This window comes from Aeromonas hydrophila subsp. hydrophila ATCC 7966, from assembly GCF_000014805.1.
GTDB classification, from domain to species: domain Bacteria; phylum Pseudomonadota; class Gammaproteobacteria; order Enterobacterales; family Aeromonadaceae; genus Aeromonas; species Aeromonas hydrophila.
Map to the genome: position 1 here is coordinate 55448 of NC_008570.1, position 23341 is coordinate 78788.

General features: G+C 59.9%; 18 protein-coding genes. 8 read left to right on the forward strand and 10 right to left on the reverse strand.

What is annotated here, in order from left to right:
• Positions 1-5: 5 nt before the first annotated feature.
• Positions 6-1796: a GGDEF domain-containing protein gene (locus tag AHA_RS00255; RefSeq protein ID WP_011704091.1), complete on the reverse strand. Its 1791-nt coding sequence runs from the start codon at positions 1794-1796 to the stop codon at positions 6-8.
• A gap of 209 nt (positions 1797-2005) precedes the next feature.
• Between AHA_RS00255 and ftnA the strand changes: the two genes are divergently transcribed.
• Both ftnA and AHA_RS00265 read left to right on the forward strand, forming a co-directional pair.
• On the forward strand, positions 2006-2530 hold the full coding sequence (ftnA, locus tag AHA_RS00260; protein WP_016348910.1) for a non-heme ferritin: 525 nt from the start codon (positions 2006-2008) through the stop codon (positions 2528-2530).
• A 160-nt stretch (positions 2531-2690) separates the two neighbouring features.
• On the forward strand, positions 2691-3875 hold the full coding sequence (locus AHA_RS00265) for a BaiN/RdsA family NAD(P)/FAD-dependent oxidoreductase (RefSeq protein WP_164927779.1): 1185 nt from the start codon (positions 2691-2693) through the stop codon (positions 3873-3875).
• Between the two features lie 187 nt (positions 3876-4062).
• Here the strand turns inward: AHA_RS00265 and AHA_RS00270 are convergent, their stop codons facing one another.
• On the reverse strand, positions 4063-5283 hold the full coding sequence (locus AHA_RS00270) for an MFS transporter (RefSeq protein ID WP_011704094.1): 1221 nt from the start codon (positions 5281-5283) through the stop codon (positions 4063-4065).
• Positions 5284-5470: 187 nt separating this feature from the next.
• Here AHA_RS00270 and leuE point away from each other — a divergent pair, with 187 nt between their 5' ends.
• Positions 5471-6109, forward strand: coding sequence for a leucine efflux protein LeuE (gene leuE, locus AHA_RS00275; protein ID WP_011704095.1), 639 nt, complete (start codon positions 5471-5473; stop codon positions 6107-6109).
• A 43-nt stretch (positions 6110-6152) separates the two neighbouring features.
• On the opposite strand, the gene AHA_RS00280 is transcribed toward leuE, so the two are convergent.
• The 5 genes from AHA_RS00280 to ecpA form a co-directional block, all read right to left on the reverse strand.
• A complete protein-coding gene (locus tag AHA_RS00280) occupies positions 6153-6839 on the reverse strand; it encodes a fimbrial biogenesis chaperone (protein WP_164927500.1) in 687 nt (228 codons plus the stop codon).
• 2 nt (positions 6840-6841) lie between these two features.
• Positions 6842-8458, reverse strand: coding sequence for a hypothetical protein (locus tag AHA_RS00285; protein WP_011704097.1), 1617 nt, complete (start codon positions 8456-8458; stop codon positions 6842-6844).
• A gap of 2 nt (positions 8459-8460) precedes the next feature.
• Entirely contained in the window at positions 8461-10908 is a 2448-nt protein-coding gene (locus AHA_RS00290) for a fimbrial biogenesis outer membrane usher protein (protein WP_237701938.1), read from the reverse strand.
• A gap of 81 nt (positions 10909-10989) precedes the next feature.
• Positions 10990-11655, reverse strand: a complete 666-nt coding sequence (locus tag AHA_RS00295; RefSeq protein ID WP_011704099.1) for an EcpB family pilus assembly chaperone — start codon at positions 11653-11655, stop codon at positions 10990-10992.
• Between the two features lie 59 nt (positions 11656-11714).
• Positions 11715-12290 (reverse strand): common pilus major fimbrillin subunit EcpA, encoded by a 576-nt coding sequence (gene ecpA / locus AHA_RS00300; RefSeq protein ID WP_011704100.1) that lies wholly within the window; start codon positions 12288-12290, stop codon positions 11715-11717.
• Between the two features lie 599 nt (positions 12291-12889).
• Here ecpA and AHA_RS00305 point away from each other — a divergent pair.
• Together AHA_RS00305 and AHA_RS00310 are read left to right on the forward strand one after the other, a co-directional pair.
• The gene (locus AHA_RS00305; protein ID WP_011704101.1) at positions 12890-13513 is read left to right on the forward strand and encodes a response regulator transcription factor; all 624 of its coding nucleotides are present in this window, start codon (positions 12890-12892) and stop codon (positions 13511-13513) included.
• A gap of 2 nt (positions 13514-13515) precedes the next feature.
• Positions 13516-17103 (forward strand): ATP-binding protein, encoded by a 3588-nt coding sequence (locus AHA_RS00310; protein ID WP_011704102.1) that lies wholly within the window; start codon positions 13516-13518, stop codon positions 17101-17103.
• A 35-nt stretch (positions 17104-17138) separates the two neighbouring features.
• Here the strand turns inward: AHA_RS00310 and AHA_RS00315 are convergent, their stop codons facing one another.
• A complete protein-coding gene (locus AHA_RS00315) occupies positions 17139-17579 on the reverse strand; it encodes a hypothetical protein (RefSeq protein ID WP_011704103.1) in 441 nt (146 codons plus the stop codon).
• 172 nt (positions 17580-17751) lie between these two features.
• Here AHA_RS00315 and AHA_RS00320 point away from each other — a divergent pair, with 172 nt between their 5' ends.
• From AHA_RS00320 to AHA_RS00330, 3 genes are all read left to right on the forward strand, one after another.
• Positions 17752-19425, forward strand: coding sequence for a sensor histidine kinase (locus AHA_RS00320; protein WP_045788751.1), 1674 nt, complete (start codon positions 17752-17754; stop codon positions 19423-19425).
• A 129-nt stretch (positions 19426-19554) separates the two neighbouring features.
• Positions 19555-20286, forward strand: coding sequence for a LytR/AlgR family response regulator transcription factor (locus AHA_RS00325; RefSeq protein ID WP_011704105.1), 732 nt, complete (start codon positions 19555-19557; stop codon positions 20284-20286).
• 109 nt (positions 20287-20395) lie between these two features.
• The gene (locus tag AHA_RS00330; RefSeq protein ID WP_016348936.1) at positions 20396-21586 is read left to right on the forward strand and encodes an L-lactate MFS transporter; all 1191 of its coding nucleotides are present in this window, start codon (positions 20396-20398) and stop codon (positions 21584-21586) included.
• A 73-nt stretch (positions 21587-21659) separates the two neighbouring features.
• Here the strand turns inward: AHA_RS00330 and AHA_RS00335 are convergent, their stop codons facing one another.
• Both AHA_RS00335 and purE read right to left on the reverse strand, forming a co-directional pair.
• Positions 21660-22784, reverse strand: a complete 1125-nt coding sequence (locus AHA_RS00335) for a 5-(carboxyamino)imidazole ribonucleotide synthase (RefSeq protein WP_011704107.1) — start codon at positions 22782-22784, stop codon at positions 21660-21662.
• Positions 22781-23290: a 5-(carboxyamino)imidazole ribonucleotide mutase gene (gene purE / locus AHA_RS00340; protein WP_011704108.1), complete on the reverse strand. Its 510-nt coding sequence runs from the start codon at positions 23288-23290 to the stop codon at positions 22781-22783. The genes AHA_RS00335 and purE overlap by 4 nt, the downstream gene beginning before the upstream one ends.
• Between the last annotated feature and the right edge of the window lie 51 nt (positions 23291-23341).

Below are 23341 nucleotides of genomic sequence, written 5' to 3' on the forward strand. Positions count from 1 at the left end.
TGAAGTCAGGCCACGCTGCTGGCCAGCGCCTCCGGCTGTTCCGGGTTGAGCGGCTCCGCGGCCAGAATGGTCTGGTTGCGGCCCTGGCGCTTGGCCTGATACATGGCCATGTCGGCCCGATGGATGAGCTGGCCCAACCCGTCATCGGCGGCCGAGCGGCCGGCTACCCCGATGCTGATGGTCATGCGGGGTTTGTCGATCTGGCCGATGCGCTGGCGCAGCTGCTCTGCCAGATACCAGCAATCCGCCGCCGGCAGCGGCACCGCTACCAGAAACTCCTCGCCGCCCCAGCGCCCGACCAGTTGCAGGTCGGGCGCCCAGGATCTCAGCTCCCGCGCCAGCCGCTGAATGGCCCTGTCTCCCGCCTGATGGCCGTGACGGTCGTTGATCTGCTTGAAGTGATCGATGTCGATGATCAGCAGGGTGAGCGGGCCCTCTTGCTGCCACTGGGTGGCCAGCCGTTCCAGCAGGGCGCGGCGATTGGGCAGCTCGGTCAGCTGATCGAAGGTGGCCAGCTTGTAGAGGTGGCGCGAGCTGCGGTGCAGCCGGTGGGTGGTGACGCCCAGCAGCAGCAGGGCACTGGCCAGCAGACCGACCAGCGCCAGCTGGTAGTGGCGGGCACTCTGCTGATGCAGCAGCTGCTGGCGCTTGTTCTCGTTCTCCTGTTGCAGCACCCGGTTGCTGGCCTCGCTGCGGGCCAGATCCATCTCGGCCTGGAAGGCGGAGGCATGCTGGCTCAGGGTCTGGTTGAAGTGCTGCTTGTAGTCGTTCACGTATTCATTGAGCGCCTGGTAGGCCTCGGGATAGCGCCCCTGATCCGCCAGCAGGCTGGCCTGCAAGGCCTTGCTGCCGGCACCGGCAGGCCCCTGGCTGGTCAGCAGTTGCAGCGCCAGCTGCTTCTCGCCGCTGCCCTGCAGTGCCCTGGCCCGGGTCTCCAGCAGACGCACCCCGGCTTCCGGGTAGCCCAGTTGCTGATAGAGCGCCTGTGCCTCGTCCAGTGCGCGCAGGGCGCCGGCCCAGTCGCGCTCGGCATTGAGCGCCATGGCCTGATAGCCGAGGATGATGGCACGGTAGTCCGGCGCCAGCGCCGGGTTGCTGAGCAGGTTGTCCAGCAGCCGTCTGGCCTGGGCGGGGCGATCGGTATCGATATAGAGCCGCGCCATGTTGGCCCGGATGATGGTCTGGCTGTTGGGCTCGTCCAGCTGCACCATGCGCTGCAGCGCCTCCAGGTAATAGCTTTCGGCCTCCCGCGCCAGATTGAGGTCGGCATAGAGGTTGCCGAGGGTCATCAGCAGGCGGGCGCACTGCAGACTGGCGAGGGTGGAGTCAGGTATCGTCTGCTTGAGGCGAAAGGCGGTCTTGAGCTCGGCGATCGCCGCACTGAGCTGCTGGGTGCGATAGAGCGCGAGCCCGTTGAGGGCGTGCCACTCCGAGGTCTGCTGCGGATGACCGGCGACGGCGGGTTTGAGCTGCTCCAGCAGGGTGAGCGCCTGATCCGGCGCTTCGGTATCCAGGGTGAGGGCGATCTGCTGCAAGCGGAAGTCGAGCAGACGCAGGGTCTCCTGCTGGGCACTGGCCAGCCCGCGGGCACGGGCGTTGTCGAGCAGGGCTTGCGGATAGCGCCCCAGCGCGGCCTGGGCCAGGGCTCTGGCGTAAAACTGCTCCATGTCCTGCTGCGGGTTGGCGTCGAGGCGTTGCAGATAGCCGACGGGATCGCGCGCCGCCTGCAGTTCAGCCTCTTTCAGCAAGGAGGGAGTGGCCTGCAGCTGGGTCATCCAGAGCAGCGCCAGTGCCATTATGAATCTCATTGAATCCTTTCCCCGACCACTGGCGCCATCATAATGGCTGAATTCACCTACACCATGTTTCTTTGCTTCTCTATAACCGTATGGGGGATAGGATGAGGCGAAAAGCTGTCACAACTGAGAGCTCTGGCAGCGGTATCTGGTTGCTTCATAACGAAACTGTGGCGACAATCGTGACCAAATCACAGTGGAGAATCATCATGTTGGCCAAAGCCATGATCGAGAAGTTGAACGAGCAGATTAATCTTGAATTCTATTCCTCCAACCTCTACCTGCAGATGAGCGCCTGGTGCGAGGACAAGGGCTTCGAGGGGGCGGCCAACTTCCTGCGCCAGCACGCCGTCGAGGAGCGTCAGCACATGGAGCGCCTGTTCACCTACGTGAGCGAGACCGGTGCCATGCCGCTGCTGGGTGCCATCGATGCCCCTCCCCACGAGTTCAAGTCGCTGGGTGACATCTTCCGCACCACCCTCGAGCACGAATACCACATCACCAAGTGCATCAACGGCCTGGCCCACGTGGCGTTCACCACCCAGGACTACTCCACCTTCAACTTCCTGCAGTGGTACGTGGCCGAGCAGCATGAAGAGGAGAAGCTGTTCAAGAGTATCGTCGACCGTCTGTCGCTGGTGGGTGAAGACGGCAAGGGACTCTACTTCATCGACAAGGAGCTGGCCGAGCTGGCCAAGGGCGCCCCTGCCAGCATCATGGATGGCAACGCCTGATAGTCGTGGACACTTAGTGTTCAGCCAGTACAATGACGGCCCCTCTCAACAGGGGCCGTTTGCTATTGCGGCAGCCATGAAACCGCGGCGCTGGTTGCTGCCGGATACAATGACGGTCTTCGTATAAAGGGGCCGTTTTTCTTTTGATGAGTGAGTGATGATGAAGCAGTTTGATGTGGTGGTGATCGGTGCCGGGGCGGCTGGATTGATGTGTGCGGCCCAGGCCGGTTATCGGGGCCGCTCCGTGCTGGTGCTCGACAATGCCAAGAAGCCGGGTCGCAAGATCCTGATCAGCGGTGGCGGCCGCTGCAACTTCACCAACCATCAGGCCGGTCCCCACGCCTTCCTCTCGGCCAACCCCCACTTCTGCAAGTCGGCGCTGGCGCGCTACACCCAGCAGGATTTCATCGATCTGGTGGACCGGCACGGCCTGAGATATCACGAGAAGACCCTGGGCCAGCTGTTCTGTGACGAGAGCGCCAAGGAGATCGTCGACATCCTGCTGACCGAGTGCGACTGGGCTGGCGTGGCCCTGCAGTTCCAGACCGAGATCCTCACCGTCAGCAAGACCGATGACGGTTTCATGCTGACCACCAGTCAGGGGGAGATCAGCTGTCACTCGCTGGTGGTGGCCACCGGTGGCCTCTCCATGCCGAAACTCGGCGCCACCCCCTACGGCTTCAAGCTGGCGGAGCAGTTCGGTCTCAAGGTGCTGCCGACCCGCGCCGGACTGGTGCCCTTCACCCTGCATCAGGCCGAGAAAGAGGCCTTCGTCGATCTGGCCGGGGTCAGCCTGCCGGTGGCGGTGACCGCCGAGGATGGCACCTGTTTCAAGGAGGCCATGCTGTTCACCCATCGCGGCCTCTCCGGCCCGGCCATCCTGCAGATCTCTTCGTTTTGGCTGGCGGGGGAGAAGATCCACATCAACCTGCTGCCGGAGCTCGACATCGCCGCCACCCTCAGGGAGTGGGCCCAGGCTCATCCGGCTCAGGAGCTGAAGACCGTGCTGGGGCGTGAGCTGCCCAAGCGCTTCGTCGACAAGTTGGTGGAGCTGGGCCAGCTGGTCAGCAAGCCGATGCGCCAGTACAACGAGCGGGAGCTGGAGGCGGTAGCCACCCTGCTGGGGGATTGGCAGATCCTGCCCAATGGCACCGAGGGTTATCGTACCGCCGAAGTGACCTTAGGGGGGGTGGATACCAACGAGCTCTCCTCCAAGACCATGGAGGCGCGCAAGGTGGCCGGTCTCTACTTCATCGGCGAGGTGGTGGACGTGACCGGCTGGCTCGGTGGCTACAACTTCCAGTGGGCCTGGTCTTCCGGTTGGGTAGCCGGCCAGTACTGCTGATGGAAGCTGCTTCTATATCGTCGATGAGCGCGATAGCGGCCTTTGGGGGGCAACTTCCCGTGGGGCTGTAGCCCCGGCGGCTGGGGGGGCTGGCCAGTACTGCTGACCTACCCTTGCCCTCATCAACTTCAGACGCGGCCGCTTCGGCCGCGTTTTTTATGGGTTGCATCCCTCGCGGGGTGGCCCGTTATCCCTTTCTAAGAGTCGGCAAGAAAGCGGTCAACAAGCCGATGAGCGGCAGATAGGCACAGACCTGATATACGGTCTCTATGCTGGTGGCATCCGCCAGCTGCCCCAGCAGGGCGGCCCCTATGCCCCCCATGCCGAAGGCGAAGCCGAAGAACAGGCCGGAGATGGTGCCGACCTTGCCGGGGACCAGCTCCTGGGCGTAGACCAGGATGGCGGAGAAGGCCGAGGCCAGGATCAGACCGATGATGACCGAGAGCACCGAGGTCCAGAACAGGTCGACATGGGGCAACAGCAGGGTGAAGGGGGCGACGCCGAGGATGGAGATCCAGATCACCCGCTTGCGGCCGATGCGATCGCCAATTGGCCCGCCGAGCACGGTACCCGCCGCGACGGCAAACAGGAAGGCGAACAGATAGAGCTGGGCGCTGTCGAGCGACAGGCTGAACTTGTCCATCAGGTAGAAGGTGTAATAGCTGCTCAGGCTGGCCATGTAGAAGAATTTGGAGAACATCAGCAGGCCGAGGGTGGCCAGCGACCAGCCGATCTGGCGACGGCTCAGGCCGTGGCCGAGGTGTGCCTTCATCCGTTTATGGAAGTTGGCGGCGTGGTGGCTGGACCAGCGTCCGACCAGGCTGAGCACGATGACGCCGACCAGGGCGAACAGCGAGAACCAGGCCGCGCTACCCTGGCCCTGCGGCACTATGATCAGCGCGGCGAGCAGCGGGCCTATGGCCGACCCCAGGTTGCCGCCGATCTGGAACAGCGATTGGGCCAGCCCAGGCTGACTGCCGGCCGCCATGCGGGCGACCCGGGAAGATTCCGGGTGGAACACCGACGAGCCGATGCCGATCAGCATGGCCGACAGCAGCACGGCGCCAAAGCTGGCCGCCTGCGACAACGACAGCAAGCCGATCATCGTAAAGCCCATGCCGAACGGCAATGAATAGGGCATGGGCCGGCGGTCGGTGTAGAGGCCGATCAGCGGCTGCAACAAGGAACCCGTGAACTGGTAGGTGAGGGTGATGAGGCCGATCTGGGCGAACGACAGGTTGAGGCCGAGCTTGAGCAGCGGATAGATGGCCAGCAGCACCGACTGCATCATGTCGTTCAACAGGTGCGAGAAGCTGATGGCGGCGATCACCGGATAGGTGGTGCGATTCAAGGCGTCGTGCGCGGTAGCGGCGGCGAGTGGCTGATCGGTACTGAGGCTCTTTTCCATGAGGACGGGTTCTGTGAGTCTGGGTATGGCTTAACATGCCTGATCCCGACGCGTCTGGACACCACAAAGTGGGGCGGGAAGAGTGCCGTGAGAGAATGGGGCGAGCGATCACGGATCGGCACTTGTGCTCGGCGGGCGGCGGATTAGTATAGAAACCTCGTCGTCGCATACCCGCCATGGAGGGAACATGTTCGAAAGCCTGGGAGTCATCAATGTCTGGACTTATCTGGTCGGGCTCTTCTTCATCATCATAGCGCCGGGGCCCAACTCGATTTATGTGCTGCGCACCGGGGCGAGCCGCGGCGTCGGCCCGGGCTACCAGGCAGCCCTCGGGGTCTTCGTCGGCGACGCCATTCTGATCTTCTGCGCCTATCTGGGCATCGCCTCCCTCATTCGCACCACCCCCCTGCTGTTTACCCTGGTGCGCTACCTGGGGGCCCTCTATCTGCTCTACCTCGGGGTGAAGATCCTGCATGCCAACTTCATCGCCAGGCGGGAAGGGCAGGCGTCCGTGGTCGAGCACGGCGAGCGCTACTTCTCCAAGGCGCTCACCTTGAGCCTCACCAACCCCAAGGCGATCCTGTTCTACGTCTCCTTCTTCGTGCAGTTTGTCGACTTCAACTACGCCCACACCTGGGTCTCCTACCTGGTGCTGGCGAGCATGCTGGAGGCCATGAGCTTCGTCTATCTGACCCTGTTGATCTTCGGCGGTACCCTGATGGCCCGCTTCTTTGCGCGCAAGGTACGTCTCGCCAGACTCGGCAACGGCCTCATCGGCCTGTTTTTCATGGGCTTCGCCGCCCGACTGGCCACATTGTCATCCTGATGGCCAGGGCTCTGCCCAATCCCGGTCGCCCATTTGCGAGCGGCTAGTCAGGCCAGCAATCCTTGCCGACCCGGATGAACCGGGATTGGTAGACGATCAGTTTCTGGTTGCCTGCCTGGCCGATCGTTGGGTTCTGGTAGGTTTCGCCGGGCAGCAGGTATTTGCTGTCGGCCTCGCTGTCCGCCTGCAGACATCCCCGTTTCACCATGAATTCGAAGTAGGTGTTGCCGGTATTGGTGATGCTGCTCCTTGCCGGATCCAGCTGGTATTGAAAACGCACCTGGCGCGGGCGTACCACCAGGGTCGATTGCAGCGCGAGTTTCATCTCCAACGCACCACGGCGCCTGGCCTGGCCACTTTCATCAAGCTGGGCTGCCGGTGATTCGGTGAAGGTGATGCGATAGTAACGCTCCTGACCATCCGCCGGCCCCTTGTAGTAGAGTTTGACGTTCTGCATGCGCTTGGCGTGCAGCGTGAAGCGCTTGGGGGCGAACAGCAGCTCGCCAGGCACCGTCGGAACGCTTGTCCCCGTTGCCGTGGGATTGCTGATTTTTTCCATCTGCACTTCGTAGACCTTGGGCGAGCCACTGTTGTTGGTGACGGTCCGGGCGATGAACTCTTCGTTCGGTGCCATGGCAATCGTCATGGCGCCGATGTCGATGGCCATGGCCTGTGAGCTCAGCGTGCCGGCCAGCAAGAACCAGAGAATGCGATGCATGTCGTTCTTCATGGTCAGCGCCAGGTTCCTTTGATGGTAATGGTACCGCTTTGCTGTACTTCCCCTTCCCACAGGTCGTTGCCAATGGTGCGTTGCACCATGGGATCGGTCAGATCGAATTCCAGTGCCAGCTTGTAGAATCGGGTAATGCTTTTGCCGCTGACGGGGTCATTCCATTCCTGTGGAGGTTGGCTGTCCTGAATCCCCAAGGTACGAATATCCAGCGGCGTCTGATCACAGCGGACCGCATGTCGGGAGGCTGTCCCATGGTTGGTCGAATCAAATACCAATCTCGTCGGTATAGGTACTGCCTGTTCGGGAACAGCCTGCCCTGCGGGGTAAAAAGTGCAGAGACCTTGATACGGAGCCCCGATATCTTGTGAAACGGTAATCTCAAGCATGTCTGCACTGATGGGCCCACTATCCGAGATATTGTAAGAGAAACTCAATATATCCTTGCCCACATTGCCTTCTCGGTAGGGATTGCTCACCCCCTCCGAGGATAGAATGGAAACACTGAAGTCCCGTGGTTTTATAATGATCTCGGTGGTGCCGCTGAATTCATAGAATCCACTTTCCGGCGCTTTGATATTTCGCATATTAAAGTTAATCAAATTTCTGGTGAGCTGTTCTTGTAATCCCAACCTGACCACTTGTTTGAAAAAGTTGCTTGATAGAAAAAGATAAATGGACGATTGCCCTCTAAGATAGCTGACATTGTAATCCGCACCTTTAAGAGCCCAGTTGGTCAGATTCGCACTCATTTGTACATCACCGCCAACAATGGCGCTGTTGAGTGCCGCATTTTTGATGTTGGTATAAATATACGGGTCTGAAAATGACTGGCTGCCATCCTGATTGAAGTCGTAGTCGAGAAAGCGGCACAGCACTCCATCTCGTGTACCCAGCCGATAATTCTCACAACCTTGTGAACCGGGCAGCACATAGGGAGCTCCATTGCTGTCGACGATCACTTCACTGATCGCATTGGTTTGTATGAAACGTAGGTGTCCCGCTTTTTTATGCTGGGTCCGCTTGACGTACCAGGTCCCACTATCCTGATTGATACAGCGTTCCCCGGCCGCGGCATCATAGATTCTGGTGGTCATGCAAAGATTCATCTCTCGGTTCAAAATGCCCCCGGCAGGCATGGTGCGAAGATAGCCAAAGAAAGCGGAGCTCAATTTTGCATGTGCATATCCGGTGGCGGCCTTCATCAATCCGAAAAATCCGGTTTCATTTACTGAGGCGGGTTTATTCATCGCTTCTGCTGTCTGTGGGTCACACCCAGCCCAGCTTTTTATGCAACGCTGATTGATATACGGATATTTAACCGGGCCGTTTTCCCACATATCGATGTTGTAGTTGGTGACTGTGTAGTTATGACCATTGTCTGCATATGCCAAACTGACCTGCCTGGAGTCAGTTGTCCATGCATTGCCACCCGTCAGGCGTGGGTCCAGATAATCGGTTGGTGTAATAAATAGATTGTGGTCTTCCTGGTTTTCAATAAACAGAAAATGGCGCAGATCAGCATCGACCAAATTATATTTTATTACTGCGGCACTGGCCTGCGAGGCCCAGCTGGTGGCAATTACCATCGCCAACAGCCATTTATATGCGGGATTCATCATCAGTACTCTCTCACCATGGCATAGGTGGGCAGCCCCTGGCAGGTAATGATGCCTACCCAGGCGGCGCCGCTGTATTTTTCAAGATCTAGCTCGGCTTCACAGAAGTCATTCCCTTGGCGGAAAGTCAGCATGGGATTGGCTTTATCCACATCCAGCGAGAATTCACCCTCCTCGTTGGTCACCGTGGTGCCGATATGGTTGTCGATGCGGGCATTGGCCAGCAAGGAGCCGTCTTCCGCCCTGAGTATGCCGAAGACAGTCACCATCTCCTTGATGGTGCTGCTCGCATCCAGGGTGGCCACGTTGCCGGGAAACAGGGTGTAGCGCTGCTTGCCGGTATTGATGTCGTAGCTGTCCTTGCCCCGCTTGCTGTTGAGCAGCTCTATCTCGTACTCCCCGTAAGGGGGGAGGGCGAGGAAGGTCTGCTCGCCATGCAGGGGGTAATCCTGTCCGTTGACCTTGGCGAGCATCTGTCCTTGGCGATCGATCCCGGTATTGATGATCAAGCCGGCCCCCGAGGAGCTGCGACTCGAGGCGACCAGTGCGTCCTCCGTCGTGACCAGGGCGCCGCGCGCAATCAGGTTGCCATTCATGTCGCCACCATGGCCGCGGCCCAATGTCATGGTGCCGCCGATGACCCTGTTCTCGAACCCGAGTGTGCCGGAGAGCGCCATATTGTGTTCATCACTGCCGTGCATCATGCGCGAGGCATTGAACGAGGCCAGATTGATGACGCCGTCCATGCGTTTCTGGTAGTTGACGTTGGCCGTGGTCTGGCCCTGCTCGTTGCTGCTCATGCCAAAGCTGAACAGGTTGTCGAACGGGATCGAGTAATCCAGCGTGATGCTCTTGTTGTTGAATCCGTTGAGCGTACCGCTGTCGCTCTGCAGGCTGGCGCGCAGTGACAGGTTGCCGTATTTGCCGGCATAAAGGTGCTGGTAGTAATCGGCATAGCTGCGATCGCTGTTCATCTGGCGGTCGTGCAGGGTGTTGAAAGTGAGCTGGCCGAGACCGCTGACCCAGCCACCCAGATTGAGCGTGATGCCGGCAGAGTAGAGTTCGGCGTTGCTTACCGTCAGGGCGCTGCCGGTCTCGAGTTTCTCCTGGCTGAGCCAAAGAGAGGCATTGTCATGGGCCTGCAGGGCAAGGCTGGATGCGAAGCGCCACGATTGGTCGGAGGCCAGCATGGTTTGCAACTGGGCACTGACACGATCGGTTGCCTGCCAGTTTGCACGGGCTTCGCCTACCGCAGCATCCTTGAAGGCATAGGTTGTGGTGGCCAGCTCCAGGGTATCCAGCGAACGTGCCAGCGATACTCCCAGCAGCGGTGAATCGCCGTTGTTCTGGGCGCCTTCCATCATGCCTCCCCACCATTGCCATCCCCACTCCTGAGTAAAGCCCAGACTGCCGCCCAGCTTGGTGACGCGCTGGGTCGTGGTGCTGGTCAGCCGTCCATCGACATAGACTTCGACCGTGACGTTGTAGACGCCACTGGGGAACGCCGAGGTGTCGATATTCTGGTTGCCGATGGCCAGGTTCTGCAGGCTGATCAGGCGATCCTCACGGTACACCCTGACCTCGCCATTGGCAGGCATGAAGACTTGTACCGGAGTGGTGGATGTGTCGGCTTTCTGTTTACGTGACTGGGCCTGGTTGCCATACGATGCCCCATAAATTCGGCCAGTACTCAGGCCGGTCACCACCCCCAGCGTCTGCAGATCCCAGGTCGAGACCATGCCGGCCGCGATGCGGCGATCGTCAAGATCCCGCTCGTACATGGCACGATAGATGTCACCGCTCTGTTCTGGCTCCCCAAGGTTGTAGAGGGAGGCGTCCAGCGCCATGTGATGGGCGCCCATCCCGACGGTACTGTCCAGTTGCAGGAAGTTGGAGTCGCTGTGACCGTTTTGCCGATTGCTGTTGAAGGAGTAGCCCAGATTGTAGCGATGCACCCCGGTCAGAGTGTCGACGGTCGGGGTCAAGGTCACCCGGTTGTCCGGCTGCCTGGCCTGGCCAAATGCATCGCGTGAAACCCGAATCGTCAGCAACATGGCCACCAGGTCAAGCTGCATGCTGGCGTTGGCATCTATCTGCAAGCTGCCCTCGGCAGAAAACGTGCGCTTCTCTTCACTGGCGAGCATGGCGGTCAGCTGGTCGTTGAGCAGACCTTGCTGCTGGCCAGCACCAAAATCGATGTGCAGCAGATGCAGCTTGCCGTCCTGCAGCAGCAGGGTGGCATTGCCGATCGGGTTATCGGTCAGGGTGTCGAGCCGGTTTTTTTCATCCGTGTACTGCAGACGAACGGGAACGGCCAGCCCTTCTGCCAGAGCCTGGGCAAAACTGGCCGGAATGATGACGTTGGCGATCTTGAGTGGCGCCGCGCTGTTGGCCGAGGCGGAGACCACCATCAGCAATGAGAGCGGCAACAAGCAGGTTTTCTTCAACATATCACGCACCATGGTTTCAGATTTCGGCAAAACAACACCGCCACTCGACCGGGTGGTGAAGGCAGTACCAGCACAAACGGGTTATTTGACGACGACGAATTCCTGACCCAGCCAGAGGCCAAGATGACTTTGTGGATCCTGCATATCGACTTTCTTGAAGCGGCGCTGCTTGCCGGGCAGGTCGTAGTAGGTCTCTTTGCACTGCGCCTGTGCCTTGCGGTCCAGACAGGGGCCGTAGGCCACGGTGCGGTAAGAGGCATTCCCCTGATTGCTCAACATTCCGTTTTGCAGGTTGTAGGCGAAGTGCTGCTGGCGTGGCGTGACCACCAGAATGGTGCCTATCTGGGCAGAGGTGGTGGCAACCGCCTGGCGACGATTGTTGCTCTGGTCGTCCATCGACAGGGCTGTGTCCAGCCAGCGGATGCGGTAGTAGCGCTCCTTGCCGTCCTGCGGTCCCTTGTAAAAGAAACGCACGTTGTTCTTGGCATGGGCGGGCAGCATCAGTCGGCTGGGCGAGAGCATCAGCTCGCCGGCCACTTCCATCGGGATCTCCTGGCCACCCTCTTCAGGTGAAGAGATGCGGCTGACGGAGATGGTGACCAGCCTGGCTTGAGCACTGCCATTCTCGATCTCCTTGGCTACATCCTGGCTGCCCGCATCGATGAAGGTGGTGACGGAACCAACGTTGATGGCCTGGCTGACCCCGGGAATAAACAGCATCCATGCCAACAGCATTTTCAGGTTCATGGGAACTCCTGTGATTGCAAAGGGCCCCGCAGGGCCCCGAATACTATGCGTCGCGGCAATTAGGACCAGTTGGCAACGAACTCGACGTTGACTTCCCCACTCCACAGGCCATCCGGCAGGGTCTCGAAAGCCGCTTCTGTGCCGTTGACGGTAGCACTCTCGATGTTGAAGGTGAACGAGCCCTGGGCGGTGCTGCGCTGGGTGTCATCCTTGAAGCTGCTGGCCAGCGGAGAGAGGTTGCCGCCCGTGATGCCGGCAGCGGTATCGATCAGCGTGGTATAGGCGGTGGTACTGACGGGAGCACCTTGCCACAGCACGCCGACGTCGACGGTGGAGCCGCCGCTCAGGTGGTTCAGGGTGCCGCTCAGCTTCTTGGCCTTCAGCGTGAAGTCGGTGGCGCTGGCATCACCCTTGATGGCAACGTCGAACAGGCCGTTCACGGTGTTGAAACCCTTGATCCCTTCCGCGTATTGGAAAGAGAGGCTGTCGAGCGGCGTGACAACCAGCGCCGATTCGGTGTCCTTTTTGGCGGTAGCCTTCCAGGTGGCAATGGCCGGGGTGGCTTCCACGGCGGCCTGAGCGGCGGCAGCGAAGCCCAGTCCTGCAACAGTCAGCGCAATCAGAGTCTTTTTCATCTTGATATTTCCTACACATTTCCTGATGGGGGCATTTGCCACCCGTTTGATTTCACGCACCCAGGGTGCATTCCCTTTCCACCTTGCCGGACGGGTTTGTCCAGGCAATCTTGCCGATCGCCGAAGGATAATGTTTCGCCAATCAGCTCATCTTTTCGCCGGCAAAGATACTGGACGGACCTGCCCGGATCGATGGAATGCTGTGTAGGAAAAGTCCTAAAAGATGGTTGTTGTCTGCAACTTAAAATAAGACTTGTCCATTCTCTTATCAGGGTTTTTTGTTTTTCTTATGATTTTGATTTTTAAGAGTTTTGGTGCTTTTCTTATCTAGATGGCGTGTCCCTCTGACGGGGGAGGATGGGAGGGGTTGCCGTGCGGGAGTGAGTACAAGGAAAAATAGAGATTCAAAAGAATATATAGCTCTGTAAGTATTTGATGAGCATAAATAAAAATATCAGATAAAAATGAATGAGGTACCAAGAGAGGAGTCGTTACTTGAACTACGTAACATATCATTAATATTCAAGCGCCATATGGTACACGTGCTGACTTTGTAGTTAATATACGTTGAATCAAATGGAGTAATGACAGGAAAGTATATGGCAAAAATATTGGTAGTAGATGATCACCCCGCCATCAGAATGGCTGTAAATATCCTGCTGCAGCAGGATGATCATCATATTGTTGCCGAAGTTGATAATGGTGTTGATGCAGTTTTGATGGCGCGAAAATATCAGCCTGATATGGTCGTTTTGGATATCGGGATTCCCAGGCTGGACGGCATTGAGGTGATCAAAAGACTGAAAGAGATGGATGCTGATATCAAGGTGGTCATATTGTCTGCACAAGCAACGCATCATATTATGGTGCGTTGCCTGCAAGCCGGTGCCAACGGTTTCATATCCAAGCTGGATGATCTTTCCTTGCTGAAAACTGTGCTGGTAAAGATAGGGAAAGGTCAGCTTTATTTCCCTCGCGATGTGATTGCTGGCGCCAAGAATGCCCATGAAGTCGATCGAAAAGATCTCTTGTCGGCACTCTCGGATAGAGAGATGAGCGTCTTGTTGCAGATATGCCAGGGGCAAACCAACAAGCAGATTGCCGAGAGCATGCTGCTGAGCGAGAAGACGGTCAGCACCTACAAGAGTCGGCTGATGCAAAAGCTCAATGTCACCACCATGGTTGATCTGATCAGCCTGGCCAAGCGTCAAGAGTTGCTGTGACCATGAGGCATTGGTTTGCAGCTCTGCTGGTCTGTTGCTGCGCTTCATGGGCTTCGGCTCATGAGCTGGCGGCGCCCTATCTGCATGTCTATGCGCGCAATGACAGCGAGTACCTCGAGAAGCAGACCCTGCCGCTGCATGCGGAAGATTGGCTGTGGTTGAGAAATCGTGGCCGGCTGGTGCTCGGGGTACCCATGCCCGACAATCCTCCGATGGACATCACCCTGCGTGCCAATGCTTACGAAGGCGTCACCGCCGACATTGTCGGCATGCTGAGTCATCTGTTGCGTGTCGAGATCGTCGTAAAGAATCTGCCGTCTCGCGCCGCGGCCATTGCTGCGCTCAAGCGGGGAGAGGTCGATCTGCTGAGCACCTCCAATGCCTATGAAGAAGAGCAGCAATTATTGTTGACCGATAAATATATGCCGGATGATCCGGCCATATATAAGAATATACACGTAAAGGAGCGTGATATAAGAACGGTGGCCGTCCCGGAGTATTATCTGCCGGCGCTGGATGTGATGCGCTACCTGCCCAAGGTTCAGATAAAAATGTATTCCTCTCGTTATAGCGCACTTTCTGCGGTTGCATATGGCCAGGTCGATGCCGTCATGCTGGACATGATTTCCGGGAACTTCATCGTCAATAAATTTTATCAAGACAGCATTCAATTACTGAAACCGCTTTATATAGATACCCATGGTTTTTCATTTTCGCTGGAAAGAAAAAATCAGCGGCTTAAAAAAATCATCAATATTGCACTGGATGAAATTCTGGAAGGCAAGCGGGAGGAAATTGCCAAACGCTGGAATGGCGGCGGCCTCTCTATCGGGGCCAGCAAGGTCGAGCTGACCAGCGAGCAGTGGGCCTGGCTGGGTCAGCAGAAAAAAATCCGGATGGCCGTCAACAGCGGGGTGCCGCCGCTGAGTTTTCTCGACATCAATGACACCTTGCACGGGGTGGTGGCCGATTTGCTGCAGGTGTTGCGAGCGAAGCTGGGGGTTGAAATAGAGGTGGTGCCAGTCAAGACGCCAGGGCAGATGTTGCAGTTGCTGGATGGTGGGCAGGTGGACATCGCGGTGTTGAGCCCATCGGAAGAGCGTCGCAGTCGTTACCTGTTCAGCCGTGCCTTTGTGCTCGACCCGCTGGCCTATGTGGTGGGGGTCCGCCATGAGGCGACGGCACCGGAGACGCTGCTCAAGACCGGTACGGTCGCCATTATCAAGGACTTCATCTCCGAGCAGGCGATAGAGGAGGAGTATGGCAAGCTGACCACCAGAAAGTTCGAACGGATCGAAGATGCGCTGCGCTGCGTGGCGAGCGAGACCTGCGACGTGACCGTGTTGCCGTTGCGGGTCGCCAAGTACTACATCAACAGCAAGTTTCCGGACAGTCTGCTCATCACGGGCGAGTTGTTCGACTCCATCCCGATCGGGGCGGCGTTTGCCGTTTCGCCCAAGCAGCATATGTTGCGCGACATTCTGGATCGGGTGATTGCCATCATTCCGCCAGATGAGCTGGAGGGGCTCTCCAACCGCTGGCGCGTCAGTACCCAGCAGGAGGCCATCACCTGGCAGGAGCTGGTACGGGAATTTGGCGGCATCATTGCCTTGATCATGCTGCTGACCATCTGGATCGGCCTATGGGGCCTCTCTTTGCACAAACAGGTGCGCCAGCGCCGGGCAGCCGAGGTGGCTTTGAGTGCCCAGCTCAAGTTCATCGAAGATCTGGTGGACGGCACACCCCATCCCATCTATGCCAGAGATCGAGAGGACCGGCTGGTGCTCTGCAACAGCACTTATGCCAGCTTCTTTGGCGAGGATAAGAGCCGTCTGCTGGGCTCCACCATGGCGGAGGATGTGCAGCGTTGGCCTTTTCTGGCTCCCTTGTTCGAGGATTTGAGCACCGCGCGTACGGTGCGCTGTGCCAGGCAGGGGGATCATCGTCTCTCCATGGCGACGGGGTCCGTGGCCGTTTATCACTGGGTACAGCCCTACTATGACCTGGAGGGAAATGTTCAGGGTGGAATCGGTGGCTGGATAGACGTGAGCGAGCGGTTGCGGCTGCTCGAAGAGCTGGCCCTGGCCAGTCAGGATGCCCAGGAGGCCAATCGTGCCAAATCGACCTTTCTGGCCACCATGAGCCACGAGATCCGCACGCCCATGAATGCCATCATTGGTTTGCTGGAACTGACCCTGCGCCGCGATCGACTGCATGAAGAGGACAAGACCTCACTCTCCATCGCCCATGGTTCGGCCAAGGATCTGCTGAGCCTGATTGGCGATATTTTGGATATATCCAAGATCGAGTCCGGCCGGCTTGAACTGAGGCCGGAGCCCCATGAAATCACGGCGCTGACGGCCTCGGTGGTCACCGTATTCACTGCGCTGGCTAGACAAAAGAACCTGCAACTGGAACTTGCCGCCGGCGAGCCCCGCTGGGTACAGATCGATGGCATCTGCTACAAGCAGATCCTCTCCAATCTCATCAGCAATGCCATCAAGTACACCGAGCAGGGAGCGGTGCGGGTCGAGTTGCAATCAAAAACCAGCGACGGCTGGTGCACCTTGCAACTGGTGATCCGGGATACGGGCATAGGGATTGCGCCTGCGGAGCAAGCCAGGCTGTTTCAGCCTTTTGGTCAGGCCAGGCAGCCCGAGCACATCCAGCGCTCCGGGACCGGTCTCGGACTGATGATCTCCCGCTCGCTGTGCGAGTCGATGGGAGGCTCGCTGCTGCTGGAGAGCGAGCCTGGCCACGGTACGTGCATCAGCATCGAGATGAAAGTGCCGCTGGCGAGCGCGGTCGAATCAGTCACGCCCGTGGCATTGGGCACGATGACAGGGCATCACCGGCGACTGCGGGTCATGATAGTGGACGATCACCCCACCAACCGGCTGCTGGTCAGCCAGCAACTGGCATACCTCGGGCATGATGCCACGGCGGCCGAGTCGGGGCGCGAGGCGCTGGCACTGTTTGCCAACACACCCTTTGACGTGATGATCACCGACTTCAACATGCCTGGCATGAGCGGCTTTGAACTGACCCGCCAGTATCGGGCTCTGGAGCTGAGCCGGGGTACGCATCGTTGCCTCATCCTGGGGTTGACGGCGGATGCCCGCCAGGAGCAGGTGAGCGAGGGGCTGACCGCCGGCATGGACGACTGCCTGTTCAAGCCGGTAGGGCTGGAAGAGCTGGAGCGCTGCCTGTGTCGCCACATGCAGCATGAGGAGCAGCGGGAAATCGAGCGCTGTGTGCAGGAGATCAAGCAGTGTCTCGGACCATTGACCGGCAATCAGCCTGCGCTGATGCTGCCCTTGTTGCATGAGTTTGTACGGGCCAGCGACGATGATCTGCGGGGCCTGCAGCAAGCCGCAGAAGGTGGTGAACTGGCCCGTTTTCTCGACTATGTGCACCGTCTGAAGGGTGGGGCCAGGATCATGGGAGCGATGAAACTGGTTGCCGTGTGCAGCGAGACAGAATCTGCCGGGATTGGGCCGCAGGGATTACCGAGGGCATTGCAGCCGTTGCAGCATGCCTACGGGATCGTCAGACAGGCCATCATGCAAATGCAGGCCGAACCGGAATGAAAATGAAGGCATGACGGGCATGCCTTCCTGGATGGTCAACCGTGCCAGTAGACCAGCAGTTCATAGGCCGCTTCACCGGTCTGGTCCGGTTTGGCGGCCGGAGCCAGATAGCTGAGGAAGTAGCGGGTGGCCTGGGTCAGAGGCAGGGCATGGTGTTGTGGCAGTGGCTGGCCGTTGAGGACCAGCTTGAAGTCGGTGCCAGCTTGTTCGGGCAAACTGGCATACAGGGTGCGAGCCTGCAATTGATAGGTGGTGTTGAAGTCCGGATTGCTGAGGTTGATGGCCTCGGTCTGGACCGGGCTGGAGGTGGAAACGGAATTGACCGGTTGCTGGCCTGGGTGGGTGAGCGAGATTTCCATCCCGGTGCTCTTGCTGGCGGTGGCAGGCCAATTGAGCTGATAGGTTTGCGTGCCGGCCTGAGCCGCTATCGCGCAGCAACCAGCCAGTAGTGCCACCAGAACTCCTTTCTGAGACATATGATTATCTCCTGGATATCGAGGTTACCCCGCTGCCGGGGGTCACTCATCTATCGACCCGCCCGCGGCGAAGCTTAATCTGTACCCCACTATTCGGAATGAGCTGACACGGGATACGGGGTATGATCCCGCGCCTTGTCCTCCCTTTAGTCATAGATATGGAATCCCTGCTTTGCTCGAAAATCAGATGATGTTGTTGGCGGTGTTCGAACGGGCGGCGCTGATGTTGATGACCCTGTTCTTCCTGACCCGTACCCGGCCATTCCAGCGGCTGTTCCAGAAGCGGGACCACACCCCGGCCGAGCTGGTGCTGGTGGCGGCCATCTTCTGCCTGTTTGCGGTGTTCAGCACCTACACCGGCATTCCGGTGGAGGGGGCCCTCATCAACGTGCGGATCATCGCCATCATATCCGGCGGCATCCTGTTTGGCCCCTGGGTCGGCATTCCGGCCGGGGTCATCTCCGGTCTGCACCGCTATCTCATCGACATGGATGGCCACACCTCGATCCCGTGCCTCATCGCCAGCATCATCGCCGGCCTGCTCGCCACCTGGCTGCACCTGCGTTGTCGCAAGTCGCGGCTCTGGCTCTACGGCATTCTGGCGGGGATGTTGTGTGAAGGGCTCACCATGCTGCTCATCTGGCTGCTGACCGAGCCCCATGCGGTGGGCGTCGAGATCGTCAGCCACATCGCCTACCCGATGATCGCCGGGGCGCTCTGTATCGGCCTCATCATCAAGCTGGTGCAAGATCTGGATGACGAGAAGGAGCTGATTGCCGCCAAGCAGGCCAAGCTGGCGCTCGACATCGCCAACAAGACGCTGCCCTTCTTCCAGAACATCGACCGCCACTCCCTGAGTCAGGTCTGCGGCATCATTCGCAGCGAGATCAGCGCCGATGCGGTGGCCATCACCGATACCCGCGACGTGCTGGCCTATGTGGGGGTGGGCAAGGACTACTACGAGCTGGACGAGCACCACGCCATCAGCGACATGACCCAGCGGGCGGTGCTGCTGGACCAGATCATCATCAACAACGATCTGCGCCAGTATCACCTCTCCGATTTCCACTCGGTCATCATTATTCCGCTGCGGGAAAACGGCTCGGTGAGCGGTACCCTCAAGATCTACTACCGCCGTACCCACAGTATCACCAGCTCCCTCAAGGAGATGGCGGTGGGCCTCTCCCAGCTCATCTCCACCCAGATGGAGGTGTCGCGCATCGAGCAGCTCAAGGAGATGACCCGCAAGGCGGAGTTCACCGCGCTGCAGAGCAAGATCAACCCGCACTTCCTGTTCAACGCCCTCAATGCCATCTCGTCGCTGATCCGTATCCGGCCCCAGCAGGCGCGCCAGCTGATTGCCAATCTGGCGGACTACCTGCGCTACAACCTCAACAAGGGGGACACCCTCATCGACATCCAGGAGGAGCTGCAGCAGGTGCGCGACTACGTGGCCATCGAGCAGGCCCGCTTCGGTGACAAGCTGGAGGTGGTGTTCGAGGTGGATGACGTGCACATCCAGGTGCCGAGCCTGCTGTTGCAGCCGCTGGTGGAAAACGCCATCCTGCACGGCATCCAGCCCCGCAGCGCGCCGGGTCGGGTCACCATCGAGGTGAAACAGCTAGCAGGCGGCATCCGGGTGGCGGTGCGCGATACCGGTTACGGCATCAGCCAGGCCGTGATCGACGGGGTGGCCGCCGGTCGGGTGGAGAGCCGCAGCATCGGCCTGATGAACGTACATCAGCGGGTCAAGCTGCTCTATGGCGATGGCCTGCACCTCAAGCGGCTGGAGCCGGGTACCGAAGTGAGTTTCTATCTGCCGGATCAGGAGTCGATGCCATGCTGAGAGCCATCATGATTGAAGTTAAGTGTCTGACTCGCGAGGCGTTGCCATGCTGAAAGCCATCATTGTCGAGGATGAGTATTTGATGCGGGAGGTGCTGGCCTCTCCTGCATTCTCGCAGGGGGCAATCCCATGCTGAAAGCCATCATAGTGGAAGACGAGTATCTGGCCCGGGAAGAGCTGGCCTACCTGGTGGGGCAGCACAGCACCATCGAGATAGTGGCGAGCTTCGAGGACGGGCTGGAGGCGTTCAAATACCTGCAGGATCACGAGGTGGACGTGGTCTTTCTCGACATCCAGATCCCCTCCATCGACGGCCTGCTGCTGGCCAAGAACCTGCACAAGTCGAGCCATCCGCCCCACATCGTCTTCGTCACCGCCTACAAGGAGTTTGCGGTGGAGGCGTTCGAGCTGGAGGCGTTCGACTACATCCTCAAACCCTACAACGAGCCGCGCCTCATCAGCCTGCTGCAAAAGCTGGAACTGGCGGGCAAGTCGCAGACGGGGCAGGGGAGCGAGCCGGGCACGCCGCACAATCGCACCGTCAATCTGGTGAAGGGGGAGCGCATCATCGTCACCCCCTGCGAACAGATCTACTACGCGGAAGCCGACGAGAAGCTCACTTATGTCTACACCCGCGATGATCGCTACGTGATGACCATGACCCTCAGCGAGTTCGTCAGCCGGCTGCCTGCCGAGGGGTTCTTCCGTTGCCACCGCTCCTACTGCGTCAACATCAACAAGATCCGCGAGATAGTGCCCTGGTTCAACAGCACCTATCTCATCCGGCTCCATGACCTGCCGTTCGAGGTGCCGGTCAGCCGCAGCAACATCAAGGCGTTCCGTCAGCTGATGCGGCTCTGATTGTCATTCATTCCCGCCGATCTGCATTTCATGCCTTAATCGGTCGGCGGGAGTGGCGTCTTGCCTATAGTGGCCCCAGTTTCCTTAAGGCCATTGACCGAGACGCATCATGACCAAAGAGATGAATCGCACCCGCTACCTCACCCTGTTGGGGACCATCATCACCCAGTTCGCGCTGGGATCCGTTTACACCTGGAGCCTGTTCAACGCCCAGCTCTCCGACAAGCTGGACGAGCCGGTGAGTCAGGTCGCCTTCGCCTTCGGCCTGCTCAGCCTCTCCCTGGCGGTAGCTTCCTCCCTGGCGGGCAAGCTGCAGGAGCGGTTCGGGGTGCGCAACGTCACCCTGGGTGCCGGCGTGCTGCTCGGCATCGGCTTCTTCCTCACCGCCCACGCCAGCAACCTGGCGATGCTCTACCTCTGCGCCGGCATTCTGGTCGGTTTTGCCGACGGTACCGGCTACCTGATGACCCTCTCCAACTGCGTGAAGTGGTTCCCGGAGCGCAAGGGGCTGATCTCCGCCTGTTCCATCGGCGCCTACGGCCTCGGCAGCCTGGGTTTCAAGTACATCAACCTGCTGCTGCTCTCCAGCAACGGCCTTGAGACCACCTTCCAGCTGTGGGGGCTGATCGCCATGTCCATGGTGCTGGTGGGCGGTATGCTGATGAAGGATGCACCCAAGCAGGCGGCCGCCGTGCAGCAGAGCGAGAGCCGCGACTTCACTCTGGCCGAGGCGATGCGCAAGCCGCAGTACTGGATGCTGGCGCTGATGTTCCTCACCGCCTGCATGAGCGGTCTCTACGTCATCGGCGTGGCCAAGGACATCGGCGAGAACATGGTGGGCCTGCCGGCCGTGGTCGCCGCTAACGCCGTCGCCATCATCGCCATGGCCAACCTGGGTGGCCGGCTGGTGCTGGGCATCCTCTCCGACAAGATGTCCCGCATCCGGGTCATTACCATCGCCCAGCTGATTACCCTGGCCGGCATGGCGCTGCTGCTGTTCGTGCCGCTCAACGCCAACCTGTTCTTCGTGGCGGTGGCCTGTGTAGCGTTCAGTTTCGGTGGCACCATCACCGTCTACCCCTCGTTGGTGAGCGACTTCTTCGGTCTCAACAACCTGACCAAGAATTACGGCGTCATCTATCTGGGCTTTGGTCTGGGCAGCATCATCGGCTCCATCGTGGCCTCCCTGTTCGGCGGCTTCATGGCGACCTTCAACCTGATCCTGGTGTTGCTGGTGGTGGCGCTGGTGCTCTCCCTCACCATCCGCCTGCCGGCGCCGGTATCGGTGGAGCGGGCCTGATCACCCGCCTGTCGCAGCAAGCAATGAAAAGACCCGGACCTGGCCCGGGTCTTTTTTATGCGCGGCTCATTACTCAGCGTGGCGGCAGCCCCAACAGCTGGCGCACCCGCTGGCAGGTCTCTTCCACCGTCGGCCAGTCGGCGGCGGTGATGGTGACATGGCCCATCTTGCGGCCGGGGCGGGGTTCCCCCTTGCCGTAGAGGTGCAAATGCACGCCGGGCAGTGCCAGCAGGGCGGCCCAGTCTGGCGTGCCGGCCTGCCAGAGATCCCCCAGCAGGTTGAGCAACATGGCGGGGCGTACGGCGATTCGGGATGGCAGCGGCAGATCGCACAGGGCGCGCACCTGCAGCTCGAACTGGCTGCACTCGGCGTTGTCGAGGCTGGGGTGGCCCGAGTTGTGGGGACGTGGCGCCAGCTCGTTGACCAGCAGTTTGCCTGCCACCAGGAAGAGCTCCACCGTCAGCACGCCGACGTAGTCGAGGGCGGCGATCAGCTGTTCGGCAATGCGTCTGGCGTCGGCCTCCAGCGCCGGTACGTTGGCCGGGGAGCGGGTCTGGTCCAGAATGCCGCCGCTGTGCCAGTTCTGCACCAGCGGCAGGGCACCGATGGCACCGCTCGGGCTGCGGGCCAGGGTCAGGGAAAACTCACCCTCCAGCGCCAGCCGCTGTTCCAGCACGCAGGGTACGCCGCTGGCGGCCAGCGCTGCCGGCAGCTGATCGGCGGCCTGAATGGTCCACTGGCCTTTGCCGTCGTACCCCTCGCGGGCCGTCTTGAGGATGGCGGGGAAGAGAGAGGCGGGCAGCGCCGGCAGCGGCTCGCCCGGCAGCAGGGTCTGGTTGGGAGCGACCGGGATGCCGGCTCTGCTCAAGAAGGCCTTCTCTTCGCGGCGATCCTGACAGATGCGCACGGCGCCGGCGGCCGGGCGTACCGGCTGGTACTGCTCCAGCAGGGCCAGGGCGGTGGCCGGCACGTTCTCGAACTCGCAGGTGACGGCGGCGCAGCGGCTGGCCAGATCGTGCAGGGCGGTCGGGTCGTCATAGGCGGCAACAATATGGTGATCGGCTGCCGCACCGGCGATGCTGGCGGGATCCGGGTCCAGCACCACCACCTTGTAGCCGAGCCGGTGGGCGGCCATCACGAAGTAGCGGCCAAGTTGGCCGCCTCCCAGCATGCCGAGGGTGGCGGGTGGCAGTATCATGCCGGGTCCTCCAGCGTGAGGGCCAGCACCCGGTCGCGTTCGTTGGCGCGAAAGCCGTCGAGCTGTTGCTGGTAGCGGGGGGCATCGCCGTCTTGCGCGACGGAGAGCAGGGAGACCGCAAACAGGCCGGCGTTGGCGGCGCCCGCCTCGCCGATGGCGAAGGTGGCGACCGGTACCCCCTTGGGCATCTGCACGATGGAGAGCAGGGAGTCCATCCCCTTGAGCTGGCGGGTCGGGATGGGCACACCCAGCACCGGAATGGTGGTCTTGGCGGCCACCATGCCCGGCAGATGGGCGGCGCCGCCAGCCCCGGCGATGATGGCGCGCAGGCCACGCTCACGGGCGCTGGCGGCATATTCGAACAGCAGATCCGGGGTGCGGTGGGCCGAGACCACGCGCGCCTCATAGGGGACGCCATGCTCCTTGAGGATGCGGGCGGCGGCCTGCATCACGGGCCAGTCGGAGTCGGATCCCATTACCAGGCCGATCAGGGGAGGGGTATTCATGGCTATGACTCCTTGCAGTTAAACGTTTGTCTCTGGTTGGCAAAAAGAGCC

Bases quoted from the DNA above. Each gene is read 5' to 3' on its own strand.
- ftnA (WP_016348910.1), top strand. From the start codon at position 2,006: ATGTTGGCCAAAGCCATGATCGAGAAGTTGAACGAGCAGATTAATCTT.
- AHA_RS00295 (WP_011704099.1), bottom strand. From the start codon at position 11,655: ATGAACCTGAAAATGCTGTTGGCATGGATGCTGTTTATTCCCGGGGTC.
- AHA_RS00265 (WP_164927779.1), top strand. From the start codon at position 2,691: ATGAAGCAGTTTGATGTGGTGGTGATCGGTGCCGGGGCGGCTGGATTG.
- AHA_RS00305 (WP_011704101.1), top strand. From the start codon at position 12,890: ATGGCAAAAATATTGGTAGTAGATGATCACCCCGCCATCAGAATGGCT.
- AHA_RS00325 (WP_011704105.1), top strand. From the start codon at position 19,555: ATGCTGAAAGCCATCATAGTGGAAGACGAGTATCTGGCCCGGGAAGAG.
- AHA_RS00330 (WP_016348936.1), top strand. From the start codon at position 20,396: ATGACCAAAGAGATGAATCGCACCCGCTACCTCACCCTGTTGGGGACC.
- AHA_RS00335 (WP_011704107.1), bottom strand. From the start codon at position 22,784: ATGATACTGCCACCCGCCACCCTCGGCATGCTGGGAGGCGGCCAACTT.
- AHA_RS00280 (WP_164927500.1), bottom strand. From the start codon at position 6,839: ATGAAGAACGACATGCATCGCATTCTCTGGTTCTTGCTGGCCGGCACG.
- purE (WP_011704108.1), bottom strand. From the start codon at position 23,290: ATGAATACCCCTCCCCTGATCGGCCTGGTAATGGGATCCGACTCCGAC.
- AHA_RS00255 (WP_011704091.1), bottom strand. From the start codon at position 1,796: ATGGCACTGGCGCTGCTCTGGATGACCCAGCTGCAGGCCACTCCCTCC.
- AHA_RS00270 (WP_011704094.1), bottom strand. From the start codon at position 5,283: ATGGAAAAGAGCCTCAGTACCGATCAGCCACTCGCCGCCGCTACCGCG.
- AHA_RS00310 (WP_011704102.1), top strand. From the start codon at position 13,516: ATGAGGCATTGGTTTGCAGCTCTGCTGGTCTGTTGCTGCGCTTCATGG.
- AHA_RS00290 (WP_237701938.1), bottom strand. From the start codon at position 10,908: ATGTTGAAGAAAACCTGCTTGTTGCCGCTCTCATTGCTGATGGTGGTC.
- AHA_RS00315 (WP_011704103.1), bottom strand. From the start codon at position 17,579: ATGTCTCAGAAAGGAGTTCTGGTGGCACTACTGGCTGGTTGCTGCGCG.
- ecpA (WP_011704100.1), bottom strand. From the start codon at position 12,290: ATGAAAAAGACTCTGATTGCGCTGACTGTTGCAGGACTGGGCTTCGCT.
- leuE (WP_011704095.1), top strand. From the start codon at position 5,471: ATGTTCGAAAGCCTGGGAGTCATCAATGTCTGGACTTATCTGGTCGGG.
- AHA_RS00285 (WP_011704097.1), bottom strand. From the start codon at position 8,458: ATGAATCCCGCATATAAATGGCTGTTGGCGATGGTAATTGCCACCAGC.